The sequence below is a fragment of the Cognaticolwellia aestuarii genome (assembly GCF_002000025.1).
Lineage (GTDB): Bacteria > Pseudomonadota > Gammaproteobacteria > Enterobacterales > Alteromonadaceae > Cognaticolwellia > Cognaticolwellia aestuarii.
In genome coordinates, this window is record NZ_MUZV01000001.1 from 679,327 (window position 1) to 697,944 (window position 18,618).

The window sequence follows — 18,618 nt, forward strand, 5'->3', positions numbered from 1 at the left end:
AAATAAACAAAGAACCTTTGCTTATACCGCTGCCGCACCTGCACAAATTTCACCCAATTCTTGAGTAATACCTGCTTGACGAGCTTTGTTATATACCAATTGTAAATCGTTAATTAAGTCACCCGCATTATCTGTTGCAGCTTTCATTGCAACCATACGAGCAGCTTGTTCACATGCGAGGTTTTCAACCACACCTTGATATACTTGAGACTCCGTATAACGAACTAATAAATGTTCAAGTATTGCTTGAGCATCAGGTTCGTAAATGTAATCCCAGCGATGCTTAATTGCGTCATCATCTGACTTAGGCAAAGGTAAAAGTTGATCGATTGTCGGTTTTTGCGTCATGGTATTAACAAACTTGTTATATACAATGAACAATCTGTCTATCTCACCATTATCATAGGCATTTAACATCACCTTCACACTACCGATTAAATCAGTTAATGAAGGGTTATCACCTAATCCTGAAGTTTGTGAAACAACTTTAGCGCCCATATTATTGAAAAATGACGTAGCTTTAGAACCCACTACGGCAAATTCAACATCAGCGCCAGCTGCTTGGTGTTTACCAGCGTCAGCTAATACTTGTTTAAACAAGTTAATGTTTAAACCACCACACAAACCACGGTCTGTTGAGACAACAATATAACCTACACGCTTAGCTTCACGTTCAACCATATAAGGATGACGATATTCTAGATTACCAAGCGCGATGTGACCGATCACATTTCGCATATTTTCAGCGTATGGACGAGAGGCAGCCATGCTATCTTGCGCTCTGCGCATTTTGCTAGCTGCAACCATTTCCATCGCGCTGGTGATTTTCTGTGTGTTTTTTACACTTCCAATCTTCGATTTTATCTCTTTAGCGCCGGACATGACTATTCTCCCGAAAAGGTTAACTCAATTACCAAGTTTGGGTCGCTTTAAAAGCTTCAATAGCTTTAGCTAAACCAGACTCGATGTCTTTGTTATAGTCACCCTTTTCATTGATAGTAGCCATCAATTCAGCGTGATCATTGTTTACGTATGTACGTAATGCTTCTTCAAAATCAACAACTTTGTCGATCGCGATATCGTTTAAATAACCTTTTTCTGCGGCAAATAAAGATACAGCTGTTTCAGCAATTGACAATGGGCTGTATTGCTTTTGCTTCATCAACTCAGTTACACGTTGTCCATGCTCTAATTGAGCACGAGTCGCGTCATCTAAGTCTGAGGCAAATTGAGCAAAGGCTGCTAATTCAGCATATTGTGCTAATGCTAAACGAATACCACCACCTAATTTCTTGATGATTTTAGTTTGCGCAGCACCACCAACACGAGATACTGAAATACCAGCGTTAACCGCAGGACGAATACCTGAGTTAAATAGGTTAGATTCTAAGAAAATCTGACCATCGGTAATTGAGATTACGTTAGTTGGTACGAATGCAGATACATCACCCGCTTGCGTTTCAATGATAGGTAAAGCAGTTAAAGAACCCGTCTTACCTTTAACTTCACCGTTAGTAAAACGTTCAACGTATGCTTCGTTTACACGAGCAGCACGTTCAAGTAAACGACTGTGAAGATAGAAAACGTCACCTGGGTAGGCTTCACGACCTGGCGGACGACGTAAAAGTAATGAAATTTGACGGTAAGCAACAGCTTGCTTAGACAAATCATCATATACGATTAGTGCATCTTCACCGCGATCACGGAAGTATTCACCCATAGTACAGCCAGAGTATGCTGACAAGTACTGAAGAGCAGCGGCTTCAGAAGCTGATGCAACAACAACGATAGTGTTATCTAACGCGCCGTGCTCTTCTAAAGAACGTACTAAGTTAGCAACTGTCGACGCTTTTTGTCCGATAGCTACGTATACACACTTAATACCCGTGTTCTTTTGGTTGATGATGGCATCTAATGCGATAGCAGATTTACCAATTTGACGGTCACCGATGATAAGTTCACGTTGACCACGACCAATTGGAATCATTGCATCGATTGATTTAATACCTGTTTGAACAGGCTCATCAACAGATTTACGATCAATTACACCTGGTGCAACCATTTCAACAGGAGAGAAACCATCGTTTTCGATTGGTCCTTTACCGTCAATTGGCTCACCAAGAGTGTTTACAACACGGCCTAATAAGCCACGTCCTACTGGTACTTCTAAAATACGACCAGTACATTTTACTTTCACGCCTTCTGCTAGATCCGCATAAGGACCCATAACTACCGCACCGACCGAATCACGGTCAAGGTTTAAAGCGATAGCGAAGCGATTGCCAGGAAGTTCGATCATCTCACCTTGCATTACGTCTGCAAGGCCATGAATACGAATGATACCATCTGTTACAGAAACGATAGTACCTTCATTACGAGCTTCACTAACTACGTCAAACTGTTCAATACGACTCTTGATCAGTTCAGCGATTTCAGTGGAATTCAGTTGCATGCTCTGTTCCCCGTTAGGATTGCATTGTTGTTGCTAAGCGGTTCAATTTACCTCGTACTGAACCATCTATTACCATGTCACCAGCTTTTATTACTAAACCAGAGACTACGTTTGCATCAATATTACAATTAAGTTTAACTTTTCGAGCCAAACGCTTTTCAAGCGCAGCGCCTAATGTAGTTTGTTGTTCAGCTGTTAATACAACAGCGGAAGTTACATCCACAGAAATTGTTTTCTCATGTTCAGCTTTTAATTCACTAAACTGAGCAGCAACCTGTGGTAGCACCAATAAACGTTGATTTTCAGCCATCACCTTAATCAGGTTTTGGCCATTACTATCAAGTTGTACATCACAAACTTTTAAAAAAATGTCTTGTGCTTGTTCAACAGATGCACCACCAGAGAGATACTCTTTAATGGTGTCATCATTAGCAACTTCAGCAGCGAAAACTAGCATTTCTAACCAGCTTTCTACTGCGTTTGCTTCAATAGCAAAATCAAACGCCGCTTTAGCGTAGGGACGAGCGATGGTTGTCAATTCAGACATAAGCTCAGTTCCCTCTAAAGTTCAGCTACAAGTTTATCTAAAATGTCGCTATGTGCAGCGGCATCGATTGAACGTTCAAGAATTTTCTCTGCACCAGTAACTGCTAAAATAGCAACTTGTTGACGTAGTTCTTCTTTTGCTTGATTGCGTTCTGTTTCTATTTCTGCATGACCTGAAGCAAGAATTTTTTCTTTCTCAGCTTGTGCTTTTACTGCAGCTTCTTCAACTATCTGAGCTTCACGCTTTTTAGCAGCTTCAACAATGCTAGCTGCTTGCGCTTTGGCGTCTTTTAATTGTGCTGTAGCTTTCTCTTGAGCAAGCTCAAGATCTTTAGCGGCACGGTCAGAAGCAGCAAGACCATCAGCAATAGTTGCTTGACGAGCTTCGATGGCACCAATAATTGGTGGCCATACATACTTCATACAAAAAATTACGAATACGATAAATGCGATTAATTCACCAATTAAGGTCATATTAAGATTCATTTATGTATCTCCTATTCAAATTCGCGTTTAAATTAAGCTGGAACACCAACTGCGAATAATAGGTATAAGCCGATAGCAACACCGATCATTGCGATAGCATCAATAAGACCTGCTACGATGAACATTTTTACTTGAAGTTGTGGTGCTAATTCAGGCTGACGTGCAGCAGACTCTAAAAATTTGCCACCAAGTAAGCCGAAACCAATCGCAGTACCAAGAGCACCTAGACCGATTAATAAAGCAACAGCGATATATAACATATTTATCTCCGATTATTTAAGTAAAGTTATAAAGTTAAAAATTAAGGTTGAAACTGTTATTAAAGCCCTTGTTACCTTGTCAGGAACAAGGGCTAAAAATTTAGTATTTCAGGCATCCTGCCTTACACCCCGAAGGGTCGAATAAATTCGTGCTAATTTGTTCCCTACAAATTAGTGATCTTCGTGTGCAAGACTCAAATATAGAATCGTTAGCATCATGAAGATAAACGCTTGTAATGGGATAACCAATAAATGGAAAGCAGCCCATAAAAAGTGTACTGGCAATTGGAATAAACCAATTGTTGCAATTAATAAGAAAATTAATTCACCTGCGTATAAGTTACCAAATAAACGTAGTGCTAGTGATAACGGACGAGCAAGTAAAGTAACCATCTCTAATATAAAGTTCACTGGGTACAATGACCAATGACCAAAAGGCTGAGTCGTTAGCTCTTTAATAAAGCCACCAATACCTTTTACTTTAATTGAGTAGTAAATAATAAGTGCAAATACACCTAATGCTAAAGCAAAAGTCATATTTGGATCGGTTGTTGGTACGGCTTTCATATAGTGCACACCGAACAACTCAAAGATACGCGGTATTAAATCAACCGGCACCCAATCCATCGCATTCATCAGCAATACCCAAACAAAAATGGTTAACGCTAATGGCGCAATGACAGGGTTTTTACCGTGGAAGGTACTTTTAACGCTGTCATCGACAAATTCTACAATCATTTCAACAGCACATTGCAACTTACCAGGAACACCGGTACTTGCTTTTTTAGCGACTGAACGAAACAACATGATAAAAACCAAACCTAAAAACACCGACCAACCAAGTGTATCTATGTGAACGGTCATAAACCCTTCACCGACAGACAAATTGGTTAAATGGTGTTTAATATATTCTTGGCTGGTAATTTCCGCACCTGAAGACATATTAATTATCCCAATGATTAAAGTTTAAACAAAAATGGTGTTAATAATGGCAACGCCACTACTACGCAAAAACTGCTGAAAAAAGCTATTGGCTCTATCGCTAAAAATTTGAAGGCTAGCGCAAACAAAACGGCCGTTAATACAATTTTCAATTTTTCGCCACTGTAAAAGGAATCTAATACCTTTTCGGACGATCTTGCTCCGGCATATTTAAATGCTTTATGAGCAAAGACAAAATTAGGGATTATGCTTATTGCACCTCCAGCTAACACTGAAATTGCGTAAGATAATCCCCAAATAAAATATGTTGCTACACTGCAAATTAAAACAATCATTATCGAAATTAATATTTGCTTAAAAGCAAATTGCTTTCCTGGTTTAGCTAACGCATTGTTTAGAATTAAAGCCACCAGACACTCCGTACGATATTTTTCGTATTACTTACAGTTTTTTAAAGATAAATATTCATCTTTAAAAAGCCGACGCAAGTATACTTAATTACAGCGCCAATGCAACAAAATAGGGCACTCATTGCCCAGATAATGTGCGAAATGTAACGCTAAATGTCAAAATTACGACTAATGTATAATCTATGATGAAAACTTTCTCTTAGAATAACTAAAGTCACCATATAAATTGAATTGAGTAAGCAACTCTGTTAATCAAAGTTGCTTATTATCTTGAGGGGAATTAAAAAGAATTAAAGCGAGAAACAATACCGTCAAGCTCAGATAAATCACTGTAGGAAATAACTAACTTACCTTTACCTTTTTTATTATGATTTATCGTAACATTAGAACCTAGTTTTTCAGAAAGATTTTGCTCTAAAGCTTTAGTATTCGGATCTACAGGCTTCTCTTCAACTTCTTTAACTGGTTGTTGTACCTTTTTAATTAATGCTTCAGTTTCACGAACGTTAAGTTCTTTAGCCACCACAATACGAGCAGTAGTGGTTTGAGTGTCATTATCTAAAGCTAACAATGCTCGCGCATGACCCATTTCAATATCACCATGCTCAAGTAAAGTTTTCACTTCACTATTAAGATTATTTAAGCGCAATAGGTTAGTTACAGCAGTTCTGGATTTCCCCACAGCATCGGCAACTTCTTGGTGAGTCAACTCAAATTCAATTAATAAACGCTCTAATGCAATAGCTTCTTCCATTGCATTAAGATCTTCACGTTGAATGTTTTCAATTAATGCAATAGCAACAGCGGCTTCATCAGGTACCTGTTTAATTAAACAAGGAACCGTGTCTAATTCAGCGAGTTGCGCAGCACGCCAGCGACGTTCACCAGCAATTATTTCATAACTATGTTCACTAACAGGACGCACAACAATTGGCTGAATGATGCCTTGTGATTTTATAGAGTTCGCTAAATCATCTAATGCTTCAGCTGACATATCTTTACGTGGTTGATATTTACCTGGATGCAATTGTTCTATTGGTAAATTTTGTAATTCTGCATTTTTATTTGAAGACTCTTTTGATCCTTCAGTATTTTCTGCAGATTCATTTTCAGGCTTCGTTAATAAAGCATCAAGACCACGACCTAGACCTCTACGTTTTGTTTGACTCATGATTTTCCTTGCTTACTCTGCAGCTTCTGGCGGAGTAGGTTGTTTTTTTTGTTCTGCTCGGCGTAATATTTCACCGGCTAAGGCAAGATAAGCTTTTGCCCCTGTAGAAGATTTGTCGTAGTACATTACTGGAGCACCAAAGCTAGGTGCTTCAGCTAAACGGACATTACGGGGGATAACCGTACGATAAACCTTATCACCAAAGTGGCGTTTTAATTGTTCTGAAACGTCGTTTGCTAAACGGTTACGAGGATCGTACATGGTACGTAAAATACCTTCAATATGAAGCTTATCATTCACTACTGATGTTAATTGTGAAATGGTATCCATTAACGCCGTTAAACCTTCCAGTGCATAATATTCACATTGCATAGGTACTAGCACAGAGTCTGCGGCAGTCATGGCATTAACAGTCAACATATTTAATGATGGTGGACAGTCTATAATTATAAAATCGTAGTTACTTCTTACTTTCGCCAAAGCATTCTTTAAACGATGCTCACGCGAATAAACTTCCATTAGCTTAATTTCGGCGGCAGTTACGTCGCTATTAGCAGCAATAAGATCATATACACCCGCTGTATCTTTACAAACGACATCTTCAAAAGGGCTCTCTTCAATCAACAACTCAAAACAAGTTGCAGGTACTTCATATTTATCAATACCGCTACCCATAGTAGCGTTACCTTGAGGATCAAGATCGATTAATAAAACTTTACGTTTAGTTGCTGCAAGAGAAGCAGCAAGATTGACAGAGGTTGTCGTTTTGCCGACACCGCCTTTTTGGTTTGCAACCGCTATTATTTTTCCCACAGGAGCCTCAATTACTTTCTCAGCAAAAGTTTATTATTATTTATGATTTAGCTAATTCAATCAAATGGCGTTCGCCCTCTAATTGAGGAACAACAATAGTATAGCTATTGGTTAGTGAAATATTGCTTGGTAATGCAGAAAGCTCGTCTTCAGGATAAAGTCCCTTTAAGGCTAAAAATCGCCCTTGCTCTGCGCTCACTAAATGTTCACACCAAGTTACCATATCAATTAATGATGAAAAAGCTCGACTAAGCACACCGTCAAACGGTTGTTCTGGGTGATACTGCTCAACACGTGATTTTACCGGCGTAACATTAGTCAATTTTAATTGAAAAACAACTTGTCTTAAAAAAGTGATCCTTTTACCTAAGCTATCAAGTAATACAAAACTACGCTCGGGGTATAAAATAGCCAGCGGGATCCCTGGTAGTCCTGGCCCAGTACCTACATCTATAAATGATTGACCTTTAAGCAAGGGGCCAACCATTAAACTATCCATAATATGTTTTACGATCATATCTTTTGGATTACGTATAGAAGTAAGATTGTAGGCTTTATTCCATTTATTTAATAGTTCAACATATTGAATAAGTAACGATATTTGCTCTGGAGAAACCTCAAGTGAGGTTTCTTTAATCAGCGCAATAAGCTGTTCGGATAATGTCATTAGGTTGAGTCTTTCACTTATGCTGATTTATTATGCAATTTTGCGTAATAAGCCATGTTTTTTCAGATAAACCAATAATAACGAAATTGCGGCTGGAGTAATACCAGAAATACGCGATGCTTTACCAATAGTTTCAGGGCGAGTGTCTGAAAGCTTAGCAACAACCTCATTTGATAAACCTGATATTTGGGTAAAATCAAAATCTAATGGTATTAAAGTATTTTCATGGCGTTTCTTTTTAGCTATTTCATCTAACTGTCGGTCAATATATCCAGCATATTTAATTTGGATCTCAACTTGTTCTGCAGCTTGTTTATCAGCTAACTTTGGCCCTAAACCTTCAATATTAACAAGATCTTCATAGCTAACTTCAGGTCGTCGAACCAGATCTTCCAAATTATTTTCACGGCTTAGTGGTGTTTTCAGTAATTCATTTACTTGACTAACGCTAGGATGATCCTTTTGTAACCAAGTAGATCGTAAACGTTGACGCTCAGTTTCAACATTTTCCATTTTTTCATTAAATCGTTGCCAACGCAGATCATCAACTAAACCTAAAGATCGGCCTTTTTCAGTTAAACGGATATCAGCATTATCTTCACGTAATAATAAGCGGTATTCTGCACGAGAGGTAAACATACGGTAAGGTTCTTTAGTCCCTAAAGTTGCTAGATCATCTATCAGTACGCCCATGTAAGCTTGATCTCGGGTTAGTACAAGCTCTTCCTTACCTTGGACTCTTGCAGCAGCGTTAGTTGCAGCAATTAAACCTTGTGCACCTGCTTCTTCATAACCCGTAGTACCGTTAATTTGCCCGGCAAAATATAAATTTTCAATAAACTTACTTTCTAAGGTTTGTTTTAAATCTCTAGGATCAAAAAAGTCATACTCTATCGCATAACCTGGTCGAGTGATGTGAGCATTTTCAAACCCTTTGATAGATCTAACAAGATCCATTTGAACATCAAATGGCAAGCTTGTTGAAATGCCATTAGGATAAATTTCATGAGTATTTAGTCCTTCTGGCTCAACAAATATTTGATGACTGTCTTTATCAGCAAAACGATGAATTTTATCTTCAATTGACGGGCAGTAGCGTGGACCTACACCTTCAATAACACCCGTGTACATTGGTGATCTACTTAAACCTGATTGAATAATTTCATGAGTTTTTTTGTTAGTGTGAGTAATATAACAAGAAACTTGTGCTGGATGATCATTGCTAGTGCCCATGTAAGAAAACACCGGTCGAGGATCATCACCAGGTTGTTCAGCCATCACTGAAAAATCAAGAGATCTCGCATCTAAACGCGGAGGTGTTCCTGTTTTTAAACGATCAATACGAAATGGCATATCGCGCAGACGTGCAGCTAGGTTCACACTCGCAGGATCACCAGCTCGTCCACCTTGGTAATTATTTAAACCTATATGAATTTGGCCAGCGAGAAATGTACCAACAGTTAAAACAACGCTTTTAGCTTTAAATTTCAAGCCCATTTGCGTTGAAACACCAACGATCTTATCGTTTTCTAAGATAAGATCATCACAAGGTTGTTGGAAAATAGTTAAGTTTTCTTGGTTTTCTAAATAATTTCGTACGAAATTACGATACAAGTTTCGATCCGCTTGCACACGAGTTGCACGTACTGCGGGACCTTTACTGGCATTTAAAGTTCTAAATTGTATCGCAGCATGATCTGCTGCTGTTGCCATTAAACCACCAAGCGCATCAATTTCTTTAACCAGATGACCTTTACCAATGCCACCAATGGCTGGGTTACATGACATTTGACCAAGTGTATCGATGTTATGGGTCAACAATAATGTTTTACAGCCCATGCGTGCTGCTGCAAGTGAAGCCTCTGTACCTGCATGACCACCTCCAACAACGATTACGTCATAAGACTCTTGATACCACATAAATTATTGACCTTAGGTTATTTTGTATTTGAAATTTAAGAGCGATATTTTAGCGCTTTTTTTGTCTCAGGGGAATGATCAAATTAAGGAAAAGATCTTAGCTTGATCCTTAAATAATATATAAAGATCTATTTAAAGATCTTATTATTATTACTTATTAGGATCCTGTTTCTCTGTTGATAAGTCACTTTTATTGATATAAAACAGTTTATTAACTATGGCGTAGCCTTGTGATCAAACATTGATCAACTCACTTATAAGCTTTGATCAAAATAGCTAGTTATCCACAAGTAAATTAAAGTTAATTTATACACACTGAATAATAATAGTTAATTAATAGCTTTTCCTTATAGTTATCCACATTTCATGTTTTTTACCTGATGTAATGTGAGTAACTTATGGGTAAGTAGGTTATAAATGATCTTTATTTTCATTTAACCAGAGTTGGGCACATTCTTCTGGATCTATTTCTTGGCTCATATCTAAGGTAGTTAAGGGCAAGAGTTCAGTGCAACCTTTTGAATTTAATAATGTATTTATTTTTTTTGCCGCATAGCAAAAAGTATCATAGCTTGAATCACCTATACCGATCGTGAGAAATTTGATTGAGGATAGATCTTGATCGCTTTTTTCAAGATCGGAAACAAATGCTTGAATATTGTCAGGGTAATCACCAGCACCATGTGTTGATGTACAAATTAACCAATTTTGATTTTCGATTAAAATTTGCTCAAATTCAGGCTGTAAATGTATTTCAACCTGATGTCCAAGAGCTGTTAATGTTTCTTCACAGGCTTCTGCTACGTATTCTGAGCCACCTAACATACTGCCAACAATGATTTGAAATGAACTCATTTTATGTTCCTATTTGTGGTTATTTTTAGATATAGAGAAAGGTTTTATGACTATTTTCCGATACAAAATGATGAAAAAATCTCGCTTAAGAGATCATCATTAGTGAATTCACCGGTGATTTTATTGAGCTCTTGTTGGCAGAAACGTAATTCTTCAGCCAGTATTTCTCCAGCAACATAAGATTCAAGTTGTTCTAATCCTATTTCTAAGTGCTGATGTGCTTGCTCAAGTGCTACTAAGTGACGTCGTCTCGCCATAAAGCCACCTTCAGTACTACCTTGGTAACCCATGATATGTTTAAGGTGCTCAGTTAGCTCTGATACGCCTGAGCCTGTTTTAGCGGATAAAGTTACTGTTGGCGTGGAGTTTAATTCACTGTAACCAGTTTTTGCTTGGCTGATGTCAGCCTTATTTCGTATAACGGTTAAGCCAATATTGCTGGGCAATTTATCAAAAAAATCTGGCCACACCGTTTTCGGATCTATATTTTCATCTAGAGAAGAGTCGATCATTAATAATACTCGATCGGCTTGTTTAATTTCTTGCCAAGCACGTTCGATGCCTATTTGTTCAACTTTGTCAGCACTTTCTCGCAAGCCTGCAGTATCAATAATATGTAATGGCATACCATCAATATGAATTTGTTCTGATAATACATCACGGGTCGTACCTTCAATGTCAGTGACTATTGCACTTTCTTTACCGCTTAATGCATTTAATAGACTTGATTTACCCGCATTAGGGCGACCGGCAATAACTACTCGCATACCTTCACGAATAATACTGCCTTGCTGTGCCTTATTTTTAACTTCAGCTACTTGCTTGATAATAGCTTTAAGGTTATTGACAACTTTTTCGTCGGCAAGAAAGTCTATCTCTTCTTCAGGAAAGTCAATGGCTGCTTCAACATACATGCGCAAGTGGATTGTGTCATTGACCATTTGATGAACCAGTTTTGAAAAATCACCTTGCAGAGAATGTAAAGCACAACGAGCTGCTTGCTCAGAGCTTGAGTTGATTAAATCAGCAATAGCTTCTGCTTGGGTTAAATCGAGCTTATCGTTGAGAAAAGCTTGCTCACTAAACTCGCCGGGGCCTGCCATACGAATTTTAGGTAATGCCAATATTTCTTTAAGTAACATATCTAATATTATTGGACCACCGTGACCTTGGAGCTCTAGAACATCCTCACCAGTAAAAGAGTTAGGACCTTTAAAATAAAGGGCAATGCCTTGATCGAGTGCCTGACTATTTTTATCTTTGAATGTTAAATATTCCGCTTTACGTAATTCGGGGACTTTACCTAAAATTGCCTGAGCGACATTTTTTACTTCAGGACCTGAAACTCTGATGATGCCTACACCACCTCTACCAGGTGCTGTGGCTTGTGCTGCGATTGTTTCTTTTTGGCTTGATGAAAAAGCAAGGTTAGACATGGCATGTTCTCAGTTAACGGTAAATTCTTTTAATTGGCGATATTATAAACCGTTAATTACTTGCGTGAAATGCACACTGAGCTTTTGTTTTATTTTTACAAACGAGATTTGCGATTAAAGAAATAGAAAATACTAAATTTTGGATATAAAAAAGGTAGCCTAAGCTACCTTTTTCACAGATGAGAATAGTTTTACTTCGCTTTGGCTTTTTCGATGCCCGAGAATATTATTTTCATTTGTACAATTGAAATAATGTTACTCACTAACCAGTAAAGTACTAATCCTGAAGGGAACCAGAAAAAGAATACGGTAAACATGACTGGCATGTATTGCATTATTTTTTGTTGCATAGGATCTTGTACTGTCATCGGTTGCATTTTCTGCATAATGAACATACTGATACCCATTAATATAGGTAGAATGTAGAACGGGTCTTGTGCGGATAGATCTTGTATCCACAACATAAATGGTGCGTGACGTAATTCAACACTTTCTAAAAATACCCAATATAATGCTAAGAAGATTGGCATTTGGATTATTAAAGGTAAGCAACCACCGGCTGGATTTACTTTCTCTTTACGATAAAGTTCCATCATTGCTTGTGACATTTTTTGTTTGTCGTCACCAAAGCGTTCTTTTAATTGCGTCATTTTGGGCTGTAAAGCCCGCATTTTAGCCATCGAAGTATATTGTGCTTTCGTTAGCGGATACATACCACCTTTAACTATTAAGGTGATAATAATGATAGCTACACCCCAGTTAGTAACAATTGATTGGATTTTAATTAGTAACCAAAATAGTGGTTGACTGATCATAAATAAGAAACCGTAATCTATGGTTAGATCTAAGTTCTCTTCTATTTTTTCAAGTACATCTTGATCTTTCGGTCCAACATAAAAGGTTGCTGATGTTGTTGCTGTAGTGTTTGGCTCAATAGTTATTGCTGGTGCTTTAAAGCCGATAACAGCATCTTTATTACTTGAATAACTAGTATACAGTTGATTATTAGCCGTTTTTTCAGGAACCCATGAAGAAACAAAATAGTGCTGCAACATGGCAACCCAGCCACCTTGCGTTGCAACATTGAGGTTAGTTTCTGAAATATCGTCAAAGCTATACTTTTCATAAACATCTTCGGTTGTTGAATAAGCTGCGCCTTTATAGGTTGGTATTAAACCGCTGCCAGTATCAATTAACGTTGTTTGTTTAAGTTGTGCATACATTTGAACACTTGCTGGGTTGCTCGCATTGTTTTTAATAATGTACTCAACATTTACAGCATAACTGTCGTAGCCGAAAGTGAAGCGCTTAGTAACAGATAACCCTGCAGCGTCAACATAGTTTAAATCTATAACTAGTGGTTCGTTTGTGTTGGCTTGATATGAAGTCGCTGATGTTTGATAAATAGGGCGTCCTGGAATTACACGGTCTAAACCTTGTGCACCGGTTAAACCACTTTGCGCAATATAACGATCACGGTCGTTACGCAAAATAGTAAATGGTATGCCATTGCCTTGCTCAGTATCGTACTTGAGTAACTTGGCTTCAACAATGTCACCACCTCTAGTGTCAATCTTTAGTGAGAAAACATTATTGCTTACTGAAATTAGGCTAGCACTTACTGGCGCTGTTTCATTGCTAATTGACGTTGCTGTTGCTGATGATTCAGGAACAAATTCGCCGTTATTATTGCTTGGAGTTGTTTGTTGAGTTACTGCTGGCTGCTCAATAACTGGAGCATTGTCCATTTGCCATTGATTAAATAGCAAATAGGTAACAACCATTAGCGCAATAAAAAGAAAACTGCGTTGGGATTCCATAATGTCTTATTTCTCTTTTTTTGATAGTGGCACGGGATCATGTCCTCCCGCATTAAGTGGGTGGCATTTTAGTATACGTTTGCCTGCTAACCAACAACCTTTTATCACACCAAAGCGATTTATTGCTTCTATAGCATAAAAAGAGCATGTTGGATCAAATCTACAATGGGGACCAAGCAATGGGCTAAGCCAACGCTGGTAAGCTTTTACTAAGGTAATTGCTATTTTTTGTGGCGCTGAATTATTTTTCGCCATATTTTTTCCAATTGCTGATTAATTTCTTTATTTTCGAGCTTGTCAGTGCCTGATTTTACCATAACAACCATATCTATATGGGGGAGATTATGTTGATTTAAACGGAAGCTTTCTCGAATTTGTCGTTTAATACGATTTCGTTGTACAGCTAATTTAACCCGTTTTTTAGCAATGGCTAGACCGAGACGGTTATTATTATCAGAATTTGGTGTGACGAGAATTGTAATGTGGCTAGAACCAAAACGCAGAGGTTTTGAGAATACAGCTTGAAATTGACCGGGAGTCAACAAACGTGACTCCCGATTAAATTCATAAGTAACCATAGCGGCTACTATTCCTTTAACTTAAGTTGCAAGTTAAAAGATTAAGCACTAAGGCTTGCGCGGCCTTTAGCACGACGACGTGCAATTACAGCACGACCGTTTTTTGTAGCCATGCGAGCACGGAAGCCATGGTTGCGCTTACGCTTTAATACACTAGGTTGAAATGTTCTTTTCATTACGCTAATCCGTCTGTTGTTGTTGCCCTGGCAAAACAGCCTTCATGAGCACACTGGGTCTAAAAATGAGGCGAAATTCTATATAGAGAAGCAAACTTTGTCAATGGTTATTATCTAGCTATTTTAAAAAGATCGTTTACGGATCGTTCTGATCAGGAAAAATATCCACAGTTTTATAACAATTTTAAATTTTCGCAGTCAGAATAAGCTGCATTTTCTATAATAATCAAATGGTATATCGAAAGCTTTTTAGCATTATTTTGCTATTAAAAACTTGTATGATGCCTGTTTTAATTGAGCTTAGTAAAAAAAAATGTCAATTAAACGCATTTATCGAAAAGTCAATATTGATGTTGTGGATAACTATAGTGATAATAGGGTAATTATAAAAATTAATTTTTTACTATTCTATTTTACTTTTTCTTTTTATTGATTGGTAAGTAATTACGTAAAGCATAGTATTTATCAGGAGTCGGTTGTTGGATCATACACTTTGGCAAAAATGTTTGTCTGTTCTTCAAGAAGAGTTACCCGCACAACAGTTTAGTATGTGGATTCGTCCACTTCAGTGTGTGATTGCAGATAATATTATGACTTTATATGCGCCAAATAGATTTGTTTTGGATTGGGTTAGAGATAAATACGTCAATCGCATAAATGAACTTGTTGGTATGCAAGATACTGCTAATCCACCTTTATTACGTTTTGACGTCGGTAGTATTCCAGCACAAAAAAGTAATATTCAAAATAGTATTAGTCAACTGCAACCCAATACAAAAAGTTCAAATAAAGAAATTGTCGCTCCTGAAAGTAATTTACCGAAAACCACTAATATTAGAGTTAAGTATACTTTCGATAATTTTGTTGAAGGTAAATCAAACCAGTTAGCGCGTGCCGCAGCATCACAAGTTGCAGATAATCCGGGGGCCGCTTATAACCCTCTATTTATCTATGGGGGAACTGGTTTAGGTAAAACCCATTTATTACATGCTGTTGGTAATGGTATTTTGCTTAATAAACCTAATGCAAAAATAGCTTACATGCACTCAGAGCGTTTTGTGCAAGATATGGTAAGAGCATTACAAAATAATGCTATGGAAAAGTTTAAACAATATTATCGTTCTGTTGATGCATTGCTGATAGATGATATTCAATTTTTTGCTGGTAAAGATCGTACGCAAGAGGAGTTCTTCCATACTTTCAATGCGTTACTAGAAGGTAATCAGCAAATAATTTTAACGAGTGATCGATATCCAAAAGAAGTTGATGTTGAAGATCGTCTAAAATCTCGTTTTGGTTGGGGGTTAACTATTGCCATCGAACCGCCAGAGCTAGAAACTCGAGTCGCAATTTTAAAACGCAAAGCACAAGAAAGTCATATTAATTTAGCTGATGAAGTTGCTTTTTTCATTGCTAAACGTCTGCGTTCAAATGTGCGTGAATTAGAAGGCGCCTTAAACCGTGTGATAGCGAATGCTAATTTCACCGGTCGGGCAATTACCATTGATTTTGTTCGCGAAGCATTACGTGATTTATTAGCGTTACAAGATAAATTAGTCACCATAGATAATATTCAGCGCACCGTAGCTGAATATTATAAAATCAAAGTAGCGGATTTACTTTCTAAAAGAAGAAACCGTTCAGTTGCTAGACCTCGTCAAATTGCAATGGCATTATCTAAAGAGTTGACTAACCACAGTTTACCCGAAATTGGTGATGCCTTTGGTGGGCGAGACCATACAACGGTATTACATGCGTGTCGTAAAGTGAAAGCATTACGCGAAGAATCTCACGATATAAAAGAAGATTATTCAAATTTAACCAGAACATTGTCATCATAATAATAAGTAAGTTAAAAGCGAGTCAGAAATGAAATTTTCATTGAATAGAGAATTACTATTGAAACCTTTATTATTGGTTTCTGGTGCTGTAGAACGAAAGAGTACACTACCTATTTTAGGTAATATTCTTTTTGATGTAAGTGGGCAGTCACTTACCTTAACAGCCACTGATTTAGAACTAGAAATGGTGGCATATGCGACTGTAGATAATCATGCTGAAGACGGAAAAATTACTATTCCTGCGCGTAAATTGCTCGATATCTGTAAAAGTTTGCCTGATGATTCAATGTTAACTTTTGAAGCGATCAATGATGTTATAAAAATTAGTACTGGCCGCAGTAAGTATTCGCTTTCAACATTACCAGCCAGTGATTTTCCTAATATTGAAGAGTGGCAAGGCGATGTTGAATTTAAACTGTTAAAGTCTGAATTATTACGCTTAATTGAAAGCACACATTTTTCGATGGCTAACCAAGATGTTCGGTATTATTTGAATGGCATGTCGATAGAAACAGAAGGTCATGAAATACGTTCTGTTGCTACCGATGGCCACCGCTTAGCTATTTGTAAAATTTCTAATCAAGAACTTGAGTTACCGGCTAGGCAAGTTATTGTTCCGCGCAAGGGGATATTGGAAATAATTCGTTTGCTTGATCCAGTTGATGAAGCTGTGCAAGTATTTTTAGGTGCAAACCATATCCGTATTATTGATAATGAGTTTTCGTTTACCAGTAAACTTGTTGATGGCCGTTTTCCTGATTACCGTCGAGTTTTACCACGTAATGGTGACAAAATTCTTAACGCTAATAAAGACGAGCTAAGACAAGTTTTATCTCGAGCTTCTATTTTATCTAATGAAAAGTTCAAAGGTGTTCGACTTAATTTTGGTAACACAGAGTTAAAAATTACCGCTAACAATCCTGAACAAGAACAAGCAGAAGAAATTATCGGCATAGACTTTCCATATGAAGAAGTCGAAATCGGTTTTAATGTTAGTTATGTTTTAGATGTACTTAATGCCATTAAAGAAACCGACGTTAAATTTACCTTAGCCGATGCAAATAGCAGTGTTGTAATCGAAGGTGGAGAGTCTGGTGAAGCTTTATATGTTGTTATGCCAATGCGTTTGTAGATTTTAATAAGTGAGCATTGGTAAATTATTCATTCAAGATTTTCGAAATATAGAAAGCGTTACCGTCGATTTTCATTCCGATGTTAATTTTATTATTGGTGATAATGGAAGTGGAAAAAGCAGTGTACTGGAAGCCATTTTTTACTTAGGTCATGGGAAATCCTTTCGTAGCACTAAAGTAGATAATCTACTACAGCATGAAAAAAGTACGTTTACTGTTAGTGTAAGAACAGATAAAGATTGCCAACTTGGTGTCAGGAAAGGGTTTAACAGCAGCGCTAATAATAGTGAAATCAGAATCGATGGAGAAAAACAAACTAAGTTTTCTTCACTCGCTAAAAATGTTGCTGTACAAGTTATTACACCTGAAAGTTTTATTGTTTTTTTTGGTGGCCCTAAGCAAAGAAGACGATTTATTGATTTAGGATTGTTTCACGTGAAACATTCCTTTGCAGATCATTGGCGAGAGTTTTCTCGCATACTTAAACAACGTAATGCTTGTTTAAGGAGTAAAACTGATTTGGCAACATTAAATTATTGGACAGAAATATTTGCTGAAAGCTCTGAACAAATCGCTGGTCATAGAGCAGAATATGTCAATGAGTTGACCAATGAGTTAAGTTTTTGGTTGAAAATAATGTTACCTTCAGTATCTGATGATATAGTCATTCAATACTTGCAGGGATGGAATTCGAAGAAGACATTATTAGATGTTTTAGGTCAGTATCATGATAAAGAGTTGGCCCTGGGCTACAGTTTATTTGGTGCACAAAAATTTGACGTAAGGTTTTTAATGAATGGCACATCACTAGATAATCAACTATCTCGTGGTCAACAAAAGTTGTTTTTACTCGCTTTAACTTTTGCCCAAGCAAAACTTATAGAAAGAGTAAACCGAGTAAAACCAATTTTATTAATTGATGATGTGGGAGCAGAGCTCGATATTCATTCTAGGGCGTTATTAAACAACGCAATAGCAGCAATTGAATGTCAGGTAATTATAACCGCAATAGATAAAACGGCAGTGGAACAACTTGTTCCACAAGAAGAAAACTACAAAATGTTTCACGTGAAACATGGCAAACTATCAGTAATGAGTGAGTAGGCTACAAG

General features: G+C 37.4%; 20 protein-coding genes. 3 read left to right on the plus strand and 17 right to left on the minus strand.

Annotated features, from left to right (window positions below; all coding sequences use genetic code 11):
* Window positions 1-21 precede the first annotated feature (21 nt).
* The 17 genes from atpG to rpmH all read right to left on the minus strand — a co-directional run bounded on the left by atpG (window position 22) and on the right by rpmH (window position 14,532).
* Entirely contained in the window at window positions 22-882 is an 861-nt protein-coding gene (atpG, locus tag B0169_RS03060) for a F0F1 ATP synthase subunit gamma (RefSeq protein WP_077284455.1), read from the minus strand.
* A gap of 28 nt (window positions 883-910) precedes the next feature.
* Window positions 911-2,452 (minus strand): F0F1 ATP synthase subunit alpha, encoded by a 1,542-nt coding sequence (gene atpA, locus B0169_RS03065; RefSeq protein ID WP_077284456.1) that lies wholly within the window; start codon window positions 2,450-2,452, stop codon window positions 911-913.
* A gap of 13 nt (window positions 2,453-2,465) precedes the next feature.
* Window positions 2,466-2,999 (minus strand): F0F1 ATP synthase subunit delta, encoded by a 534-nt coding sequence (atpH, locus tag B0169_RS03070; protein WP_077284457.1) that lies wholly within the window; start codon window positions 2,997-2,999, stop codon window positions 2,466-2,468.
* Window positions 3,000-3,013: 14 nt separating this feature from the next.
* Complete coding sequence (gene atpF / locus B0169_RS03075; RefSeq protein ID WP_077284458.1) at window positions 3,014-3,484, minus strand: F0F1 ATP synthase subunit B; 471 nt, start codon at window positions 3,482-3,484, stop codon at window positions 3,014-3,016.
* 32 nt (window positions 3,485-3,516) lie between these two features.
* Window positions 3,517-3,744, minus strand: coding sequence for a F0F1 ATP synthase subunit C (gene atpE / locus B0169_RS03080; RefSeq protein WP_077284459.1), 228 nt, complete (start codon window positions 3,742-3,744; stop codon window positions 3,517-3,519).
* Between the two features lie 171 nt (window positions 3,745-3,915).
* The gene (gene atpB, locus B0169_RS03085; protein WP_077284460.1) at window positions 3,916-4,686 is read right to left on the minus strand and encodes a F0F1 ATP synthase subunit A; all 771 of its coding nucleotides are present in this window, start codon (window positions 4,684-4,686) and stop codon (window positions 3,916-3,918) included.
* 17 nt (window positions 4,687-4,703) lie between these two features.
* Window positions 4,704-5,096 carry an ATP synthase subunit I gene (locus B0169_RS03090; RefSeq protein WP_235838448.1) on the minus strand — a complete coding sequence of 131 codons (393 nt, stop codon included), beginning with the start codon at window positions 5,094-5,096 and terminating at the stop codon, window positions 4,704-4,706.
* 280 nt (window positions 5,097-5,376) lie between these two features.
* Window positions 5,377-6,267 carry a ParB/RepB/Spo0J family partition protein gene (locus tag B0169_RS03095; RefSeq protein WP_077284461.1) on the minus strand — a complete coding sequence of 297 codons (891 nt, stop codon included), beginning with the start codon at window positions 6,265-6,267 and terminating at the stop codon, window positions 5,377-5,379.
* Between the two features lie 12 nt (window positions 6,268-6,279).
* Window positions 6,280-7,080 (minus strand): ParA family protein, encoded by an 801-nt coding sequence (locus B0169_RS03100; RefSeq protein WP_077284462.1) that lies wholly within the window; start codon window positions 7,078-7,080, stop codon window positions 6,280-6,282.
* Window positions 7,081-7,120: 40 nt separating this feature from the next.
* Window positions 7,121-7,747, minus strand: a complete 627-nt coding sequence (gene rsmG / locus B0169_RS03105) for a 16S rRNA (guanine(527)-N(7))-methyltransferase RsmG (RefSeq protein WP_077284463.1) — start codon at window positions 7,745-7,747, stop codon at window positions 7,121-7,123.
* A 30-nt stretch (window positions 7,748-7,777) separates the two neighbouring features.
* A complete protein-coding gene (gene mnmG / locus B0169_RS03110; protein ID WP_077284464.1) occupies window positions 7,778-9,667 on the minus strand; it encodes a tRNA uridine-5-carboxymethylaminomethyl(34) synthesis enzyme MnmG in 1,890 nt (629 codons plus the stop codon).
* Between the two features lie 411 nt (window positions 9,668-10,078).
* The gene (gene mioC, locus B0169_RS03115; protein ID WP_077284465.1) at window positions 10,079-10,522 is read right to left on the minus strand and encodes an FMN-binding protein MioC; all 444 of its coding nucleotides are present in this window, start codon (window positions 10,520-10,522) and stop codon (window positions 10,079-10,081) included.
* Window positions 10,523-10,572: 50 nt separating this feature from the next.
* Window positions 10,573-11,958 carry a tRNA uridine-5-carboxymethylaminomethyl(34) synthesis GTPase MnmE gene (gene mnmE / locus B0169_RS03120; protein WP_077284466.1) on the minus strand — a complete coding sequence of 462 codons (1,386 nt, stop codon included), beginning with the start codon at window positions 11,956-11,958 and terminating at the stop codon, window positions 10,573-10,575.
* A gap of 191 nt (window positions 11,959-12,149) precedes the next feature.
* Window positions 12,150-13,778 carry a membrane protein insertase YidC gene (gene yidC, locus B0169_RS03125; RefSeq protein WP_077284467.1) on the minus strand — a complete coding sequence of 543 codons (1,629 nt, stop codon included), beginning with the start codon at window positions 13,776-13,778 and terminating at the stop codon, window positions 12,150-12,152.
* A 6-nt stretch (window positions 13,779-13,784) separates the two neighbouring features.
* Entirely contained in the window at window positions 13,785-14,033 is a 249-nt protein-coding gene (gene yidD / locus B0169_RS03130; RefSeq protein WP_077284468.1) for a membrane protein insertion efficiency factor YidD, read from the minus strand.
* Window positions 14,000-14,356, minus strand: a complete 357-nt coding sequence (rnpA, locus tag B0169_RS03135) for a ribonuclease P protein component (RefSeq protein WP_077284469.1) — start codon at window positions 14,354-14,356, stop codon at window positions 14,000-14,002. The genes yidD and rnpA overlap by 34 nt, the downstream gene beginning before the upstream one ends.
* A 41-nt stretch (window positions 14,357-14,397) precedes the next feature.
* The gene (rpmH, locus tag B0169_RS03140) at window positions 14,398-14,532 is read right to left on the minus strand and encodes a 50S ribosomal protein L34 (protein ID WP_033080930.1); all 135 of its coding nucleotides are present in this window, start codon (window positions 14,530-14,532) and stop codon (window positions 14,398-14,400) included.
* Between the two features lie 479 nt (window positions 14,533-15,011).
* On the opposite strand from rpmH, the gene dnaA reads away from it, so the two are divergent.
* Genes dnaA through recF form a run of 3 tightly spaced genes read left to right on the plus strand, consistent with a single transcriptional unit; the run spans window position 15,012 to window position 18,610 of the window.
* On the plus strand, window positions 15,012-16,373 hold the full coding sequence (dnaA, locus tag B0169_RS03145; RefSeq protein ID WP_077284470.1) for a chromosomal replication initiator protein DnaA: 1,362 nt from the start codon (window positions 15,012-15,014) through the stop codon (window positions 16,371-16,373).
* A 28-nt stretch (window positions 16,374-16,401) separates the two neighbouring features.
* Window positions 16,402-17,505 (plus strand): DNA polymerase III subunit beta, encoded by a 1,104-nt coding sequence (gene dnaN / locus B0169_RS03150; RefSeq protein ID WP_077284471.1) that lies wholly within the window; start codon window positions 16,402-16,404, stop codon window positions 17,503-17,505.
* A gap of 10 nt (window positions 17,506-17,515) precedes the next feature.
* Window positions 17,516-18,610, plus strand: a complete 1,095-nt coding sequence (recF, locus tag B0169_RS03155; RefSeq protein WP_077284472.1) for a DNA replication/repair protein RecF — start codon at window positions 17,516-17,518, stop codon at window positions 18,608-18,610.
* Window positions 18,611-18,618: the final 8 nt, after the last annotated feature.